Consider the following 549-nt stretch of genomic DNA (forward strand, 5'->3'; position numbering starts at 1 on the left):
TCTTTACCACCGAGCCGTTCTACCACTCGTCGAGTTTCAACTGGTCGGTGATCTCTCGCGGAACCGCGCTGGCCGCGCTGACCTATATCGGGTTCGACGGGCTGACCACGTTGAGCGAGGAGGTGGAGAACCCCCGGCGCAATATCCTGCTGGCCGCGGTGATGACCTGCCTGATCACCGGAATCTGGAGCAGCATCCAGATCTACCTGGCCCAGGCGGCGGTGCCGTGGCACGAGTGGGAGGGTTTCCTGCGGGACATGGCCGTCAAGTTCGGACCGGAGAATGCGATCGACAAGGCGATGATCGGGGTGGGCAACCTGGTGGGCGGCCGGGCGCTGGAGGAGACTATCGCGATGACGCTGCTGGTGGCTTGTATCGGCTCGGGGGTAACTGGAATGACCGGCAGTTCTCGAATCCTCTACGGCATGGGCCGCGACAACGTGCTGCCCAGACGGTTTTTCGCTCACCTCAGCGAGCGGTCCGCCGTGCCGTCCTATAACCTGCTGATGATCGGCACTCTCAGCCTAATCGGCGCCAACGTACTGACCT

At 62.7% G+C, this 549-nt stretch carries 1 pseudogene (only partly in view); it reads left to right on the forward strand.

Annotated features, from left to right (window positions below):
- A pseudogene (locus FVQ81_03585) lies at positions 1-549 on the forward strand (APC family permease); it runs 137 nt beyond the window's last position.

Source organism: Candidatus Glassbacteria bacterium, assembly GCA_019456185.1.
Taxonomy (GTDB): Bacteria; Gemmatimonadota; Glassbacteria; order GWA2-58-10; family GWA2-58-10; genus JAJRTS01.